Below are 15,201 nucleotides of genomic sequence, written 5' to 3'. Positions count from 1 at the left end.
CCCCGGGGCCCGGCTGCCCAGCACTCCGCTCCGACCCGGAGCGCAAAGCCACAGGAGGCCTCATGGGGCGCTACGTCCTCAGGAGACTGCTCCAGATGATCCCGGTGTTCATCGGGACCACGCTGCTGATCTTCCTCATGGTCCACGCCCTCGGCGACCCGATCGCCGCACGCTTCGGCGACAAGGCCCCGGACCCCGTCGTCGCGGCGCAGATACGCGCCGAGTTCAACCTCGACAAGCCCCTGTGGCTGCAATATCTGCTCTACTTCAAGGGCATCTTCACCGGTGACTTCGGCACCGCCTTCACCGGTGAGCCGGTCATCGACCTGATGGCCCGCTCCTGGCCGGTCACCTTCAAGCTGGGCCTCACCGCCTTTGTCATCGAGGCCGTCGTCGGCATCGCCCTCGGCCTGGTCAGCGGACTGCGCCGGGGCCGGTTCACCGACACCGCGGCCATGGGGCTCACGCTGCTCGTGATCTCCATCCCGACCTTTGTGCTCGGCTTCACCCTGCAGTACCTGCTGGGCGTCAAGTGGGCGGTGATCCGCCCCACCGTCTCCTACGGGGCACCGCTCAACGAGCTGATCCTGCCGGGCCTGGTGCTGGCCTCCGTCTCACTGGCCTATGTCACCCGGCTCACCCGTACCTCGGTGGCGGAGAACCTGCGCGCCGACTATGTGCGCACCGCCGTCGCCAAGGGCCTCCCGCGCCGCCGGGTGGTCACCCAGCACCTGCTGCGCAACTCGCTGATCCCGGTGGTGACCTTCCTGGGCACCGACCTGGGCGCCCTGATGGGCGGCGCGCTGGTCACCGAGACGATCTTCAACATCCAGGGCGTCGGCTACAACCTCATGCAGGGTGTGCGGCGCCAGGAGAGTGCCACCGTGGTCGGCTTCGTCACCGTGCTGGTGATCGTCTACCTGGTCGCCAACCTGCTCGTCGACCTGCTGTACGCGGTCCTGGACCCGAGGATCCGGTATGCCTGAGCTGACCAAGACCCCCGTCGAGACCGAGATCCCCGAGACCGGCGCCCTTGCCGCGGCCGAGCCGGTCCGCGAGAAGGCACGCAGCCTCTGGCAGGACGCCTGGCGCGACCTGCGCCGCAACCCGGTCTTCATCATCTCCGGACTGCTGATCACCTTCCTGGTCGTCATCGCGATCTGGCCGGGCCTGATCACCTCCGGCGACCCCGGCAACTGCGACCTTGCGCACTCCATGCAGGGCTCCGGCGCCGGCCACCCCTTCGGCTTCGACCAGCAGGGCTGTGACGTCTACACCCGCACGGTGTACGGCGCCCGCGCCTCCATCACCGTCGGTGTCGTCGCGACCCTGGGCTCCGCCGTCCTCGGCGGTGTGCTGGGCGGCCTGGCCGGCTTCTTCGGCGGCTGGTGGGACACCCTGCTCTCGCGGCTGGCCGATGTCTTCTTCGGCATCCCGATCCTGCTCGGCGGCCTGGTCTTCCTGTCGCTGGTCGGCGGCTCCCTGTGGAGCGTGATCACCTTCATCGTGCTGCTGGGCTGGCCCCAGGTGGCGCGTATCGCGCGCGGCGCGGTGGTGACCGTCAAGCAGCAGGACTATGTGCAGGCGGCCCGTGCCCTCGGTGCCGGCAGCGCCCGCATGATGCTGCGCCATGTGCTGCCCAACGCGGTCGCCCCGGTGATCGTGGTCTCCACCATCGCGCTCGGCACCTACATCTCGCTGGAGGCGACGCTCTCCTTCCTGGGTGTGGGCCTGCGTCCGCCGACGGTCTCCTGGGGCATCGACATCTCGTCCGCCTCGTCCTCGTTCCGCAACGCGCCGCACATGCTGCTCTACCCGGCGGGTGCGCTCAGCATCACGGTGCTGGCGTTCATCCTGCTCGGCGACGCGGTGCGCGACGCCCTCGACCCCAAGCTGCGCTGAGAGAGGGGCGGCACGATGACCACGACGACCGAGAAGGCCGTGAACCCGCAGGCCGACAAGGCAGGCACTCCGCTGCTGGAGGTGCGTGACCTGCATGTGGAGTTCCGCACCCGCGACGGTGTCGCCAAGGCCGTGAACGGTGTGAACTACAGCGTCAGCGCCGGTGAGACGCTGGCCGTGCTGGGTGAGTCCGGCTCCGGCAAGTCGGTGACCGCGCAGGCGATCATGGGCATTCTGGACTCGCCCCCCGGGTTCGTCACCCAGGGCGAGATCAACTTCAAGGGCCGGGATCTGCTGAAGCTCTCCGAGAAGGAGCGGCGGAAGATCCGGGGCGCCAAGATGGCGATGATCTTCCAGGACGCGCTGTCCTCGCTGAACCCGGTGCTGACGGTCGGCTACCAGCTGGGCGAGATGTTCCGGGTGCACCAGGGGATGTCGCGCCGGGATGCCAAGGCCAAGGCCATCGAGCTGATGGACCGGGTGCGCATTCCCGCCGCCAGGGAGCGGGTGAACGACTATCCGCACCAGTTCTCCGGCGGTATGCGGCAGCGGATCATGATTGCGATGGCGCTTGCGCTGGAGCCGGATCTGATCATCGCGGACGAGCCGACCACGGCGCTGGATGTCACGGTGCAGGCCCAGGTGATGGATCTGCTCGCCGAGCTGCAGCGTGAGTTCCACATGGGTCTGATCCTGATCACCCATGACCTGGGCGTGGTGGCGGACGTCGCCGACAAGATCGCGGTGATGTACGCCGGCCGGATCGTGGAGACCGCCCCGGTACGCGAGCTGTACAAGCAGCCCGCACACCCCTACACCCGCGGCCTGCTCGACTCCATCCCGCGGCTGGACCAGAAGGGCGAGGAGCTCTACGCGATCAAGGGTCTGCCGCCCAACCTGCTGCGGATCCCCTCGGGCTGCGCCTTCAACCCCCGCTGCCCCATGGCACAGGACGTCTGCCGCACCGACATCCCCGTCCTCCACCCCGTGACCGACAGCCGCGGCAGCGCCTGCCACTTCTGGAAGGAGACCCTCGATGGCTGAGCCGATCCTCGAGGTGCGCGACCTGGTCAAGCACTTCCCGCTCACTCAGGGAGTCCTGCTCAAGAAGCAGATCGGCGCCGTCAAGGCCGTCGACGGCATCTCCTTCGATCTGCTCCGGGGGGAGACCCTGGGGATCGTGGGGGAGTCGGGTTGCGGCAAGTCGACGCTGGCGAAGGTGTTGATGAACCTGGAGCGGGCGACGTCGGGCCAGGTGCTGTACAAGGGCGAGGACATCTCGCGGTTGTCGGGGCGTGCGCTGAAGGCGGTGCGGCGGAACATCCAGATGGTGTTCCAGGACCCGTACACCTCGCTGAACCCGCGGATGACGGTGGGCGACATCATCGGTGAGCCCTTTGAGATCCACCCGGAGGTGGCGCCGAAGGGTGACCGTCGCCGGGCGGTGCAGGACCTGCTGGACGTGGTGGGTCTGAACCCGGAGTACATCAACCGCTATCCGCACCAGTTCTCCGGTGGCCAGCGCCAGCGCATCGGGATCGCCCGCGGGCTTGCGCTCAAGCCCGAGGTGATCATCTGTGACGAGCCGGTCTCCGCGCTGGACGTCTCGGTGCAGGCCCAGGTGGTGAACCTGCTGGAGAAGCTGCAGGACGAGTTCGAGCTCTCCTACATGTTCATCGCCCACGACCTGTCCATCGTGCGCCACATCTCCGACCGCGTCGGCGTGATGTACCTCGGCAAGATGGTTGAGATCGGGACCGACACCCAGATCTACGACCACCCCACGCACCCCTACACCCAGGCACTGCTCTCCGCCGTGCCGGTCCCGGACCCCGAGGCCCGGGAGGGCCGGGAGCGGATCATCCTGCAGGGCGATGTGCCCTCGCCGGCCAACCCGCCGTCGGGCTGCCGCTTCCGCACCCGCTGCTGGAAGGCCCAGGAGAAGTGCGCGCAGGAGGTGCCGCTGCTGGCGGTGCCGCAGGTGCTGAGCGGCGAGGCCGCCCATGACTCCGCCTGCCACTTCGCGGAGGAGAAGGACGTGGTGGGCGCCGCCTGATTCGCCCACCGCAACGGCCCGGCCGCGCCAACCCCTGAGGTTGGCGCGGCCGGGCCGTTTGTGTCACCCGCATGGCGGTGCACGTCTTTCCGGGCCGCCGCTGATGTGGATGTCATGGTGGACTTTGCGCCCAAACCGCCTATATCAGGCATGGCGGGCAGAGGTCCGGCCTGCGGCAGGCAGGCCGCCGTCCCGTGTCGAGGGAGGCACCCATGCGCGGAACCGCGCACATCAGTTGGATCGTCGGTGCGGCCGCTGTGGCCCTGGCCGCCACGGCCTGTTCGGGCGGCGGCGGAGGCTCCAGCGGTGGCGGGTCCGTGCCCGGCGGAGTGGTTCGGGCCTACTGGGGGGATCCGCAGAACCCGCTGGAACCCGCCGACACCAACGAGGTGCAGGGCGGCAAGGTGCTGGACATGATCTTCCGCGGGCTGAAGGTCTACAACCCGGACACGGGCGCCGCCCAGAACGAGGTCGCCCAGTCGATCACCACCAACGACCAGCAGACCTTCACCATCAAGCTCAAGCCGGGCTGGAAGTTCAGCAACGGTGAGCCGGTCAACGCCGACTCCTTCATCAACGCCTGGAACTTCGGCGCGCTGGTCGACAACAAGCAGCTGAACGCATCCTTCTTCGCGTACATCGACGGCTACTCGGCGGTCCACCCCAACTCCGGCAGCGCCACCGCCAGGACGATGAAGGGCCTGAAGAAGGTCGACGACCTGACCTTCACCGTCACCCTCACCCAGAAGTTCTCGCTCTTCCCCGACACCCTCGGGTACTCGGCCTACTACCCGCTGCCCAAGGCGTTCTTCAGCGACCCCGCCGCCTGGCTCAAGAAGCCCATCGGCAACGGCCCCTATGTCATCGACAGCTACACCAAGGGCTCCAAGATGCAGCTCCGCAAGAGCAGCAACTTCTCCGGTCCGGACAAGGCCCAGAACGGCGGCGTGGACCTGATCGTCTACACCGACGCCAACACCGCCTACACCGACCTCCAGGCCGGCAACCTCGACGTGATCGACATCATCCCGGCCGCCCAGCTGGCCAACGCCGCGTCGGACCTGCAGGGCCGCTTCATCAACCAGCCCGCCGGCATCATCCAGACCCTCTCCTTCCCGATGTACCAGCCGGCCTGGTCCACGCCCGGTGCACAGAAGGTCCGGCAGGGCCTCTCCATGGCGATCAACCGCCCGCAGATCACCCAGCGGATCTTCAACAACTCCCGCACCCCGGCCACCGACTGGACCTCCCCGGTACTCGGCCAGCAGGGCGGTTTCTCCAAGACCATCTGCGGCCAGGCCTGCACCTACGACCCGGCCAGGGCCAAGACCCTGATCCAGCAGGGCGGCGGCCTGCCCGGCGGGAAGATGACCATCAGCTACAACGCCGACGGCGACCACAAGACCTGGGTCGACGCGGTCTGCAACTCCATCAACACCGTGCTCGGCAACAACCACGCCTGTGTGGGCAACCCGATCGGCACCTTCGCGGACTTCCGCAGCCAGGTCACCGACAAGAAGATGACCAGCGCCTTCCGCACCGGCTGGCAGATGGACTACCCGCTGATCCAGGACTTCCTGGAGCCGCTCTACACCACCAACGGCTCCTCCAACGACGCCCACTTCAGCAACCCGCAGTTCGACAAGCTGGCCAACCAGGCCAACGCCGCCCCCAACTCCGCCGCGGCGGTGGCCACCTGGCAGGACGCGGAGAAGATCCTCGCCGTGCAGATGCCCGCCATCCCGCTCTGGTACCAGAACGCCGTCGGCGGCTACTCCGACAAGGTCTCGGGCGTGAAGCTCAATTCCTTCAGCGTGCCGGTCTACTACCGGATCGCCGTCAAGAGCTGAGCAGCCGGGCGGGGCGGCCGGGACGTACCACCGCCGCCCCGCCCAGGCCCCGCGCACCGCCCCCCGTGGAGGGAAGAAGCATGGGACGCTACATCATCCGGCGGCTGCTCCAGATGATCCCGGTGTTCATCGGCACCACTCTGCTGATCTTCATCATGGTGTACGCGCTGGGCGACCCGGTGGCCGCGCTCTTCGGCGACCGGGCGCCCGACCCCGCCACCGCCGCCCAGATCCGCCACGACCTGCATCTCGACGAGCCGCTGTGGAAGCAGTACCTGCTCTACATGGGCGGCATCTTCACGGGGAACTTCGGCACCGCCTTCAACGGCCAGCCGGTCACCGAGCTGATGCGCACCGCCTTCCCGATCACTGTCCGGCTGACCATCGTGGCGATCATCATCGAGGCGGTGTTCGGCGTCCTGCTGGGAGTGGTCAGCGGACTGCGCCGGCGCGGCTGGGTGGACACCGGTGTGCTGGTCCTCACCCTGGTGGTGGTCTCCGTGCCCACCTTTGTCACCGGCTATCTGCTCCAGCTGCTGCTGGGCGTCCGCTGGGGGATCGCCCCCGCCACGGTCTCCGCCGAGGCGCCGTTCAATGAGCTGATCGTGCCGGGTCTGGTGCTGGCCGCGGTGTCGCTGGCCTATGTCACCCGGCTCACCCGCACCACCGTCGCGGAGAACGCCCGTGCCGACTATGTGCGCACCGCCGTCGCCAAGGGCCTGCCGCGGCACCGGGTGGTCGGCCGTCATCTGCTGCGCAACTCGCTCATCCCGGTGGTGACCTTCCTGGGCACGGACATCGGCGCCCTGATGGGCGGTGCGCTGGTGACCGAGCGGATCTTCAACATCCACGGTGTCGGGTACCAGCTCTACCAGGGCATCCTGCGCCAGAACTCACCGACCGTGGTCGGCTTCGTCACCATCCTGGTGATCATCTTTCTGATCGCCAACCTGCTCGTCGACCTGCTGTACGCGGTCCTGGACCCGAGGATCCGGTATGCCTGACATCGGCCCCCACGGCGAGCCCGACGAGCCCGGCCGGACCGGTATCAACCCCAGCGGCCTCGCCATGGGAGAGGCCGACACCCTCGAACACGCCGACTACAGCCGCACCACCGGACCCGGGCCGGCCGGGAAACCCAGGAGCCTGTGGCAGGACGCCTGGGAGGACCTGCGGCGCAACCCGATCTTCATCGTCTCCGCGCTGCTGATCCTCTTCCTGGTCTTCATCTCGATCTGGCCCGGTGTCATCGCCACCCGCAGCCCGCTCGACTGCGACCTCGCCAGGTCCCTGGACGGCCCCGCCCCCGGCCACTGGTTCGGCTTCGACACCCAGGGCTGCGACGTCTACACCCGTACCGTCTACGGTGCGAGGGCCTCGGTCACCGTCGGCGTCTGCGCCACCGCGGGCGCCGCCGTCGCCGGCACCCTGCTGGGCGGCCTGGCCGGCTTCTTCGGCGGCTGGTGGGACGGGCTGCTCTCCCGGATCACCGACATCTTCTTCGGCATCCCGATCCTGCTCGGCGGCCTGGTGCTGCTCTCGGTCCTCCCCAGCACCACCATCTGGACCGTGGTCGGCTTCATTGTGCTGCTGGGCTGGACCCAGGTCGCCCGTATCGCCCGCGGATCCGTGATCACCGCCAAACAGAACGACTATGTGATGGCGGCCAGGGCTCTGGGGGCGGGCAACGCCCGTATGATGCTTCGTCATGTACTGCCCAATGCGATCGCCCCGGTGATCGTGGTCGCGACCATCGCGCTCGGCACCTATGTCGCCCTGGAGGCCACCCTGAGCTATCTGGGCGTGGGCCTCAAACCGCCCACGGTCTCCTGGGGCATCGACATCTCGGCGGCGGCAGGCTACATCCGTAACGCCCCGCACATGCTGCTCTATCCGGCGGGTGCGCTCAGCATCACCGTGCTGGCCTTCATCATGCTCGGCGACGCGGTGCGCGACGCCCTCGACCCCAAGCTGCGCTGAGTTGGAGGAACCGTTGAGCGACATCTACGACCTCGTCGACGAGACCCCGCGTGACGGCACCACGGACGCTGCGGACACCCCGCTGCTGGAGGTGCGTGACCTGCATGTGGAGTTCCGCACCCGCGAGGGAGTGGCCAAGGCGGTCAACGGTGTGAACTACAGCGTGCGGGCCGGTGAGACGCTGGCCATCCTGGGTGAGTCGGGCTCCGGCAAGTCGGTGAGCTCGCAGGCCGTGATGGGCATCCTGGACTCGCCCCCGGGGTTTGTGACCGACGGGCAGATCCTGTTCCAGGGGCAGGATCTGCTGAAGCTCTCCGAGAAGGAGCGGCGGCGGATCCGAGGCGCCAGGATGGCGATGATCTTCCAGGATGCGCTGTCCTCGCTGAACCCGGTGCTGACGGTCGGCTACCAGTTGGGCGAGATGTTCCGGGTGCACCAGGGGATGTCGCGCCGGGATGCCAAGGCCAAGGCCATCGAGCTGATGGACCGGGTGCGCATTCCTGCCGCCAGGGAGCGGGTGAACGACTATCCGCACCAGTTCTCCGGCGGTATGCGGCAGCGGATCATGATTGCGATGGCGCTTGCGCTGGAGCCGGATCTGATCATCGCGGACGAGCCGACCACGGCGCTGGATGTCACGGTGCAGGCCCAGGTGATGGATCTGCTGGCCGACTTGCAGCGTGAGTTCCACATGGGTCTGATCCTGATCACCCATGACCTGGGCGTGGTGGCGGACGTCGCCGACAAGATCGCGGTGATGTACGCCGGCCGGATCGTGGAGACCGCCCCGGTGCACGAGCTGTACAAGCAGCCCGCACACCCCTACACCAAGGGTCTGCTCCAGTCGATCCCGCGGCTGGACCAGAAGGGCGAGGAGCTCTACGCGATCAAGGGTCTGCCGCCCAGCCTGCTGCACATCCCACCGGGCTGCGCCTTCAACCCCCGCTGCCCGCAGGCCCGGGACATCTGCCGGGTCGAGGTGCCGCCGCTCTACGCGGTGACCGAGCAGGACGGCACCGAGTCCGTCGGCCGGGGCAGTGCTTGCCACTTCTGGGAGGAGACCGTCCGTGGCTGAGGCGATTCTGCAGGTACGTGATCTGGTCAAGCACTTCCCGCTGACGCAGGGCGTCGTGCTGCGCCGCCAGGTGGGGGCGGTGCGGGCGGTGGACGGGGTCTCCTTCGATCTGTTCCGGGGGGAGACCCTGGGGATCGTGGGGGAGTCGGGTTGCGGCAAGTCGACGCTGGCGAAGGTGTTGATGAACCTGGAGCGGGCGACGTCGGGCCAGGTGCTGTACAAGGGCGAGGACATCTCGCGGTTGTCGGGGCGTGCGCTGAAGGCGGTGCGGCGGAACATCCAGATGGTGTTCCAGGACCCGTACACCTCGCTGAACCCGCGGATGACGGTGGGCGACATCATCGGTGAGCCCTTTGAGATCCACCCGGAGGTGGCGCCGAAGGGTGACCGTCGCCGGGCGGTGCAGGACCTGCTGGACGTGGTGGGTCTGAACCCGGAGTACATCAACCGCTATCCGCACCAGTTCTCCGGTGGCCAGCGCCAGCGCATCGGGATCGCCCGCGGGCTTGCGCTCAAGCCCGAGGTGATCATCTGTGACGAGCCGGTCTCCGCGCTGGACGTCTCGGTGCAGGCCCAGGTGGTGAACCTGCTGGAGAAGCTGCAGGACGAGTTCGAGCTCTCCTACATGTTCATCGCCCACGACCTGTCCATCGTGCGCCACATCTCCGACCGCGTCGGCGTGATGTACCTCGGCAAGATCGTGGAGATCGGGACCGACACCCAGATCTACGACCACCCCACCCACCCCTACACCCAGGCACTGCTCTCCGCCGTCCCCGTACCCGACCCCGAGGCCCGGGAGGAGCGCGAACGGATCCTGCTCGAAGGCGATGTGCCCTCGCCGGCCAACCCGCCGTCCGGCTGCCGGTTCCGCACCCGCTGCTGGAAGGCCCAGGAGAAGTGCGCGCTGCTGGAACCCCTGCTGGCGCCCCCGTCCTGGCTCAGCGGCGAGGCCGCCCATGACTCCGCCTGCCACTTCGCCGAGGAGAAGGACGTCGTCGCCCACGCATGACGACGGCGGGGGTGCCCGGACGTATCGTCCAGGCACCCCCGCCGACCGGTGTCCGGGGTGATCAGTCCTGCTGGTCGCGGGGCTCCGGGATGCCGACGGAGACCTCGTCCTCCATGGCGGCGAGAGCCGGGTCGAGGACGACCTCCTTGCCGCTCTCGATGCTGGGGTCCTCCGGGAAGTGGCAGGCCGTCAGGTGGCCGGCGAGGTTGCCGGAGAGCTGCACCAGCGGCGGCTCCTCGGTCGCGCACTTCTCCTGCGCCTTCCAGCAGCGGGTGCGGAAGCGGCAGCCCGACGGCGGGTTGATCGGCGAGGGGACGTCACCGGCCAGCCGGATGCGCTCGCGGTTGTCGTCCGGGTCGGCCTCGGGCACGGCGGAGAGCAGCGCATGGGTGTACGGGTGCCGCGGGCGCTCGTACAGCGACTTGCGGTCCGCGATCTCCACGATCTTGCCCAGGTACATCACCGCGACCCGCTGCGAGAAGTGGCGCACGATGGCCAGGTCGTGGGCGATGAACAGGAAGGCGATGCCGAGGTCCTTCTGCAGCTGCTGCAGCAGGTTGACGACCTGGGCCTGGATGGAGACGTCCAGCGCGGAGACCGGCTCGTCGGCGACGATGAGCTTGGGCTCCAGGGACAGGGCGCGGGCGACGCCGATGCGCTGCCGCTGGCCGCCGGAGAACTCGTGCGGGAAGCGGTTGTAGTGCTCTGGGTTGAGGCCCACGGTCTCCAGGAGCTCCTGCACCCGCTTCTGGATGCCGCCGGCCGGCTTGATGCCGTTGATCTCCATGGGGGCACCGATGATGGAGCCCACGGTCTGCCGGGGATTGAGCGAGGAGTACGGGTCCTGGAAGATCATCTGGATCTCGGACCGGATCGGCATGAGCTCCCTGCGGGAGGCATGCGTGATGTCCTTGCCCTGGTAGGAGATCTGCCCGCCGGTGGGCTCCAGCAGCCGGGTGACCAGGCGGCCGGTGGTGGACTTGCCGCAGCCGGACTCGCCCACCAGGCCCACGGCCTCACCGGTGCCCACCGTGAGGTCGATGCCGTCCACCGCGTGGACGGCGCCCACCTGGCGCTTGAAGAGGAAGCCGTCCATCACCGGGAAGTGCTTCTGCACGCCGGTGAGCTGGAGCAGCGGCTCCCCTGCGGGGGTGGCCGGGGACGGGCCGTCGGCCTTGCTGAGGGTCAGCTGATCGTTCACTTTGTTCGCCCCAAGGTGACGGTTGAAGGGTCCTCAGCCGAGCCGCGGCTGGATCTGGTCGATGAAGATGTCCTGCTTCTGTCCCACGGACAGGTGGCAGGCCGAGCCGTGGCCGGTTTCGGGGGAGATCTCGGGCCGCTCGGTGGTGCAGCGGTCGCCGATCACACCCTCCTTGAAGTCGCAGCGGGGGTTGAACGGGCAGCCGGTCGGCAGATTGATCAGGCTCGGCGGAGTGCCCCGGACCGGACGCAGCGGGACGTCCACCGACCCGGCGAGGCTGGGCATCGACGACAGCAGGCCCCAGGCGTAGGGGTGCTGGGGCGCCTTGAGCACCTCGCGGACGGTGCCCCGCTCCACTGCCCGGCCCGCGTACATCACCATGACATTGTGCGCGGTCTTGGCGACCACACCCAGGTCGTGGGTGATCAGGATGATCGCGGTGCCCATCTCCTGCTGGAGGTCCTTGAGCAGGTCGAGGATCTGTGCCTGGACGGTGACGTCCAGGGCGGTGGTGGGCTCGTCGGCGATCAGCAGGTCGGGGTCGCACACCAGGGACATGGCGATCATGGCGCGCTGGCGCATACCGCCGGAGAACTGGTGCGGGTAGTCGTCCACCCGGGTCTGCGGCTGCGGGATGCCCACCTTGGTGAGCATCTCGATGGAGCGGTCGCGGGCTTCCTTCTTGCTGGCACCGGTGTGCTTGCGGAAGGTCTCGCCGATCTGCCGGCCGATGGTGTGGTACGGCGACAGCGCGGTCAGCGGGTCCTGGAAGATCATCGACATGGTGTTGCCGCGGAGCTTCTCCAGGGTGCGCCGGGGCGCGCCCACCAGCTCCTGCCCGGCCAGGTTGATCGACCCGGTGATCTCCGTGGACTCCGGGTTGTGCAGACCGAGGATCGCCAGGTTGGTGACCGACTTGCCGGAGCCGGACTCACCGACGATGCCGAGGGTGGTGCCCCGCTCCACATCGAAGGAGAGGCCGTCCACGGCCCGTACCACGCCGTCCTCGGTGCTGAAGCGCACCTGCAGGTCGCGGACGGAGAGGAAGGACGCACCCCCGGACGGCGCGGGGGCCTCCTCGGGCTTGGCCAGGGTGGTCATGGACAGGGCTCCTCGGTGCGGTGCTGAAGGTCGGGGTCGGCGGTCGGGGTCGGCGCGGGGCTGGTCAGCCCAGCCGGATCCGCGGGTCGATGAAGGCGTAGGCCGCGTCGACGATGATGTTGAAGACGACGATCAGCGCGGCGGCCACCAGGGTCACACCGACCAGCATGGAGAGGTCGGAGTCGATGACCGAGCCGATGGCCAGCTGGCCCAGGCCGTGCAGGTCGAAGGTCGTCTCGGTGATGATGGCGCCGCCGAGGAGGGTGGCGAGGTCCACACCGAAGATGGTGATGATGGTACCGATCGTGCCGCGCCAGGCGAAGCGCAGGAAGACGGTCATACCCGACATGCCCTTGGCCCGTGCGGTCCGCACATAGTCCTCGGAGAGCTGCTCGACCATCGAGGAGCGCGTCATCCGGGTGTAGTTGGCGGTCCAGATCAGGGAGAGCACCAGCCAGGGGACCAGCAGTCCGGTGAACCAGCCGATCGGGTCCTGGGTGAAGGGCACATAGGTGGGCTGCTGCAGCCAGTGGGTCTGGTAGACGAGGAAGTACAGCGCGACCGGGCCGACGAAGTAGATCTGCATCGCGGAGGCCACCAGCGAGGAGGAGCTGGCGATCTTGTCGATGGCCTTGCCCTGCTTCCAGGCGGCCAGCATGCCCATGCCGATGCCGAAGATCAGGAAGACGATGGACGAGCCGATGGTCAGCGAGAGCGTCGTCGGGAAGCGGTCCATGATCGTCTGGGTGATCATCTCCTGCTTGACGTAGGAGTAGCCCAGGCAGGGAGCGCTGCAGTGGCCGGTGGGGAAGTCACGGCCTGCGAAGATCGAGGAGAGCCAGTTCCAGTACTGCTCCGGCACGGACTTGTCGAGGCCCATGTTGTGCCTGATCAGCGCCAGGTTCTGAGGGGTGCACACCTTGCCGCAGGAGAGCCGCGCGGGGTCCGCGGGAATGGCGAAGAACAGGAGGTAGGTGATGATGCTGATGATCAGCAGAATCACGATCGCGCCGAGTGTTCGGCGAACGAGGAAACGGAGCATGGGTCGGGCTCTCCTGGTCGGGGCGCCGTCTGCGGTTGCCGGGCGGGGAAGGTGGGGCGGCCCGAGGGGCCGTCACGGGGGCTGCGGTGGGGCGCCGTGGCCGGCACCCCACCGCAGACCGTGAGGACTTACTTGATGAAGACGTCCAGCGGGGACAGCTCACCGTTCAGCGGGTCGAGCTTCACGCCGCCCAGGCCGGAGCCGTAGAGGCCGATGTAGCTCTGGTAGACGTCCGGGATGGACGCCGCGTCCTGCATGATCTGCTTGTCGACCGCGGCCCAGGCAGCACCCTGCTGGATCGGGTCGGCGACCTTGCCGGCCGCGTCCATGGCGGCGTCGACCGCGTCGTTCTTGTAGTGCGCGTAGTTGGGCTGCAGGTCGCCGATCAGGCGGCCGTCCCACACCGGCTGCACAGCGGTCTGACCGGTCGGCCAGTCGGCGCCCCAGCCGCCCCAGTACAGGTCGTACTTGTTGTTCACCAGGCCGATGGCGTCGTAGTAGGTCTTGGCGTCGAGCGGCTTGGTGACGACCTTGAAGCCGGCCTTCTCCAGCGCCTGCTGGATCACGACCGTGACCTTCTGCTGGGTCGGCGTGTTGTTGTAGGGGTACACGATCGTGGTGCCGACCGCGTTGGCCTCCTCCAGCAGCTTCTTGGCCGCGTCCGGGTCGCCCTGCGGCTTGGTGAGCGTCCCGTAGAGGTCGTTCTGCTCGTAGCCGAGGACGGTCGGGCTGATCAGACCGGTGGCGTAGTCGCCGTAGGTCGTGCCGCCCTGGAGCGCACGGGCCTGCTGGTGCGGGAAGGCCCGGATGAGGGCCTCACGCACGCGCTTGTCCTTGATACGCGTGTTGTTGATGTAGTAGAAGTCCACGTACGGGGTCAGGCCCTGGACCAGTCGCGGCTTCAGCGAGGCGTCGGCCAGCACCTTCGGCAGCAGGTCGGTGTCGACCGAGTTGTGGAAGGTCATGGCGGTCTTGTCCGCGCCGCTGTCCGCCATGAAGCGCTGGGTGGTGTCCTTGTTCTGGTACCCGAACTCCATGTGCCACTTGTCCGGGAAGGCGTTCCGGATCGGGTCCGTCTTGGCGTCCCAGTTCGGGTTGCGCACCAGGTCCAGCGACTTGTCGGTGACGTGGCTGACGATCTTGTACGGACCGCTGGAGAACGGCTTCTTGTCGTACGCCTCCTTGGTGTCGTGAGCCTTGGTCACGACACCGTAGCCGGTCATCGCCAGGGTGAAGTTGGCGTCCGGGTGGGCGTCCTTGAACTTGAAGACGACGGTCTTGTCGTCAGGAGTCTGGACCGCGTCCAGCTCCTTGCCCTTGTAGGGGCCCTCGTACGCCTTGCGGTAGTCCGTGCCCGACAGCCACTGCTGGATGTAGGTCGGGCCCTCCTGGATGAAGGGCGCGTACAGCCGCTCGACGGAGTACTTGACGTCCGCGGAGGTGATGGGAGAACCGTCCTCCCACTTCAGGCCGTCCTTGAGGGTGAACTTCCAGGTCTTGCCGCCATCGGTGGTGGTACCGGTGTCGGTGGCCAGGTCGCCGACCAGCTTGGTGCCGTCGGCGGTCTCCTTGTAGCCGGTGAGCTGGCGGGTGAACAGCTCGGAGGCGGTGGAGTTGTAGTTCAGGTAGACGCGACCCGGGTCGAGGTGCGAGAAGTCGTCACGGTCGAGCATGGTGACCGTGCCGCCGGTCTTGGCGCCCGCGGGAGCGATGGCAGGACCGGCCGAGTCCGCGGCGGTGCCCACAGTGATCTTGGTGACGGCAGCCTTGACCGGAGCCTGGGAGCTGCCGCTGGCGGACGGCTGGCCCGCACCACTGTCGGAGTGGCCGCTGCTGCATGCAGCGGTCATGGTCATCGCCCCGGCCACGAGGACTGCAGCGGCGAGGTGCCGCGACTTGCGAGAGGTCATGTCTGTCCTGCCTGTGAGGTAGGAGTGGATATTCCTGGGTTGCCCGGGGCGGGCTGAGCGGTCCCCCCGGAG

General features: G+C 67.9%; 13 protein-coding genes. 9 read left to right on the top strand and 4 right to left on the bottom strand.

Annotation, left to right across the window (positions count from 1 at the left end; all coding sequences use genetic code 11):
* Positions 1–62 precede the first annotated feature (62 nt).
* From AB0761_RS15455 to AB0761_RS15415, 9 genes are all read left to right on the top strand, one after another.
* Positions 63–986, top strand: a complete 924-nt coding sequence (locus AB0761_RS15455) for an ABC transporter permease (RefSeq protein WP_377269582.1) — start codon at positions 63–65, stop codon at positions 984–986.
* Positions 979–1,902 (top strand): ABC transporter permease, encoded by a 924-nt coding sequence (locus tag AB0761_RS15450; protein WP_377269581.1) that lies wholly within the window; start codon positions 979–981, stop codon positions 1,900–1,902. Before AB0761_RS15455 ends, AB0761_RS15450 begins: the two co-directional genes overlap by 8 nt.
* A gap of 15 nt (positions 1,903–1,917) precedes the next feature.
* Entirely contained in the window at positions 1,918–2,946 is a 1,029-nt protein-coding gene (locus AB0761_RS15445; protein WP_377269580.1) for an ABC transporter ATP-binding protein, read from the top strand.
* Positions 2,939–3,958, top strand: coding sequence for an ABC transporter ATP-binding protein (locus AB0761_RS15440; protein ID WP_377269579.1), 1,020 nt, complete (start codon positions 2,939–2,941; stop codon positions 3,956–3,958). Before AB0761_RS15445 ends, AB0761_RS15440 begins: the two co-directional genes overlap by 8 nt.
* A 212-nt stretch (positions 3,959–4,170) precedes the next feature.
* Positions 4,171–5,808, top strand: a complete 1,638-nt coding sequence (locus AB0761_RS15435; RefSeq protein WP_377269578.1) for an ABC transporter substrate-binding protein — start codon at positions 4,171–4,173, stop codon at positions 5,806–5,808.
* A gap of 80 nt (positions 5,809–5,888) precedes the next feature.
* Positions 5,889–6,812, top strand: a complete 924-nt coding sequence (locus AB0761_RS15430; protein ID WP_377269577.1) for an ABC transporter permease — start codon at positions 5,889–5,891, stop codon at positions 6,810–6,812.
* Complete coding sequence (locus AB0761_RS15425) at positions 6,805–7,788, top strand: ABC transporter permease (RefSeq protein ID WP_377269575.1); 984 nt, start codon at positions 6,805–6,807, stop codon at positions 7,786–7,788. The genes AB0761_RS15430 and AB0761_RS15425 overlap by 8 nt, the downstream gene beginning before the upstream one ends.
* Positions 7,789–7,810: 22 nt before the next feature.
* Positions 7,811–8,863: an ABC transporter ATP-binding protein gene (locus tag AB0761_RS15420; protein WP_377274123.1), complete on the top strand. Its 1,053-nt coding sequence runs from the start codon at positions 7,811–7,813 to the stop codon at positions 8,861–8,863.
* A complete protein-coding gene (locus AB0761_RS15415; protein ID WP_377269574.1) occupies positions 8,856–9,875 on the top strand; it encodes an ABC transporter ATP-binding protein in 1,020 nt (339 codons plus the stop codon). Before AB0761_RS15420 ends, AB0761_RS15415 begins: the two co-directional genes overlap by 8 nt.
* 61 nt (positions 9,876–9,936) lie before the next feature.
* Here AB0761_RS15415 and AB0761_RS15410 read toward each other — a convergent pair whose 3' ends face one another.
* The 4 genes from AB0761_RS15410 to AB0761_RS15395 form a co-directional block, all read right to left on the bottom strand.
* Positions 9,937–11,076, bottom strand: coding sequence for an ABC transporter ATP-binding protein (locus tag AB0761_RS15410; RefSeq protein WP_377269572.1), 1,140 nt, complete (start codon positions 11,074–11,076; stop codon positions 9,937–9,939).
* A 33-nt stretch (positions 11,077–11,109) separates the two neighbouring features.
* Positions 11,110–12,177: an ABC transporter ATP-binding protein gene (locus tag AB0761_RS15405; protein ID WP_377269570.1), complete on the bottom strand. Its 1,068-nt coding sequence runs from the start codon at positions 12,175–12,177 to the stop codon at positions 11,110–11,112.
* A 64-nt stretch (positions 12,178–12,241) separates the two neighbouring features.
* A complete protein-coding gene (locus AB0761_RS15400; protein WP_377269569.1) occupies positions 12,242–13,219 on the bottom strand; it encodes an ABC transporter permease in 978 nt (325 codons plus the stop codon).
* A gap of 128 nt (positions 13,220–13,347) precedes the next feature.
* On the bottom strand, positions 13,348–15,129 hold the full coding sequence (locus AB0761_RS15395) for an ABC transporter substrate-binding protein (RefSeq protein WP_377269567.1): 1,782 nt from the start codon (positions 15,127–15,129) through the stop codon (positions 13,348–13,350).
* Positions 15,130–15,201 lie beyond the last annotated feature (72 nt).

Source organism: Peterkaempfera podocarpi (assembly GCF_042466665.1).
Classification (GTDB): Bacteria; Actinomycetota; Actinomycetes; order Streptomycetales; family Streptomycetaceae; genus Peterkaempfera; species Peterkaempfera podocarpi.
The sequence above is the reverse complement of the archived record's forward strand: the minus strand, read 5'-3'. Positions and strand labels throughout refer to the sequence as shown.

What these genes read in the sequence shown, in the direction of transcription:
- AB0761_RS15430 (WP_377269577.1), top strand. Translation starts at nt 5,889, where the DNA reads ATGGGACGCTACATCATCCGGCGGCTGCTCCAGATGATCCCGGTGTTC.
- AB0761_RS15455 (WP_377269582.1), top strand. Translation starts at nt 63, where the DNA reads ATGGGGCGCTACGTCCTCAGGAGACTGCTCCAGATGATCCCGGTGTTC.
- AB0761_RS15440 (WP_377269579.1), top strand. Translation starts at nt 2,939, where the DNA reads ATGGCTGAGCCGATCCTCGAGGTGCGCGACCTGGTCAAGCACTTCCCG.
- AB0761_RS15395 (WP_377269567.1), bottom strand. Translation starts at nt 15,129, where the DNA reads ATGACCTCTCGCAAGTCGCGGCACCTCGCCGCTGCAGTCCTCGTGGCC.
- AB0761_RS15400 (WP_377269569.1), bottom strand. Translation starts at nt 13,219, where the DNA reads ATGCTCCGTTTCCTCGTTCGCCGAACACTCGGCGCGATCGTGATTCTG.
- AB0761_RS15450 (WP_377269581.1), top strand. Translation starts at nt 979, where the DNA reads ATGCCTGAGCTGACCAAGACCCCCGTCGAGACCGAGATCCCCGAGACC.
- AB0761_RS15445 (WP_377269580.1), top strand. Translation starts at nt 1,918, where the DNA reads ATGACCACGACGACCGAGAAGGCCGTGAACCCGCAGGCCGACAAGGCA.
- AB0761_RS15425 (WP_377269575.1), top strand. Translation starts at nt 6,805, where the DNA reads ATGCCTGACATCGGCCCCCACGGCGAGCCCGACGAGCCCGGCCGGACC.
- AB0761_RS15435 (WP_377269578.1), top strand. Translation starts at nt 4,171, where the DNA reads ATGCGCGGAACCGCGCACATCAGTTGGATCGTCGGTGCGGCCGCTGTG.
- AB0761_RS15405 (WP_377269570.1), bottom strand. Translation starts at nt 12,177, where the DNA reads ATGACCACCCTGGCCAAGCCCGAGGAGGCCCCCGCGCCGTCCGGGGGT.